General features: G+C 63.1%; 1 protein-coding gene and 1 pseudogene. Both read left to right on the forward strand.

Annotated elements, in window-relative coordinates; genetic code table 11:
• A pseudogene (locus AC27GT_RS09855) lies at positions 1-202 on the forward strand (IS256 family transposase); the annotation flags it as partial.
• A gap of 194 nt (positions 203-396) precedes the next feature.
• Positions 397-971: hypothetical protein (locus AC27GT_RS09860; protein WP_487224083.1), on the forward strand; the 575-nt coding region annotated here is incomplete at its 3' end.

A 971-nucleotide genomic window follows, 5' to 3' on the forward strand; every position in this document is an offset into this window, starting at 1 on the left:
GAGGCGTGGGACGAAGGTGCGGGATCATAAGTTCCCCCGACCCGAGTCTGTGTTTAAGCTCCTTTACTTGGAGGCGGAGCGTCAGGAGGGGAGGTGGTCTGAGCGGCGATTGAAGGGCTTTGCTGAGGTGCGGGAAGTGCTGGAGAAGATGCTTCTGGAGAGGTATGCCCCCCGTACACAGACGCTTACACATAAATCTTGACACGACCTAGCGGCCGCACAGAACATCCTGGCAAAGGCTTAGGCGGAGCCTGCGGGGATTGTGGTGGCAGTAAATGCTCTACACGAACCGTGGTCACGGGCGTAGCCCGTATCTTGTAGCCCTGCTCTTTAGAGCGGGGAGTCGTCACCCTCCTTGCCACGCGGTTTTCATCTCCGGTGCCTATGCTAATAGGGATGCGGCGGGGGTTTCTCCTCCTCCTGGGGTTCGCCCTGCTCCTCCTCCTTTTGGCCTGGCCTTCCCTTTTGCGTCTTGCCGTGGAGCGGGGCCTGGTTCTGGCGGGCTTTAAGGGCCAGGTGCAGGAGGTGAGGGGGCACCTCCTCCTGGGGCTGCGCTTAAGGGGGGTGGTGCTTAAGGGGGAAGGGCTTGCCCTCGAGGCGGAGGAGGTGCGCCTGGGCTATGATCTATTGGGACTTCTTCGCAAGGAGCTTCCCGTATCCCTGGTGGTAAGGGGGGCTAAGGTCCGGCCCACCTGGGAGGCCTTGATCCCGGAGAAACCGGGGCCTCCCCCCGCCATCCGGGTGGTCTTCCGGCAACTCCGTTTGGAGGAGACCCAGGTGGAGCTTCCCAAGGGGGAAAGGCTCTTTCTGCCTCCCGTCCGCCTCACCCTACTGGGGGAAAACCCCTATACCTTCGTGGCCCGGCTCCCCGGGGGGAGCTTCCAGGGGGAGGCCAGGGCCCTGGCCCCGGACCTCTCCGCCTGGGAGGTGCGCTACCAGGGAGAGGTGCGGGGGCTTTCCTTCTTCTACGA

Source organism: Thermus sp. KWY1 (assembly GCF_057547025.1).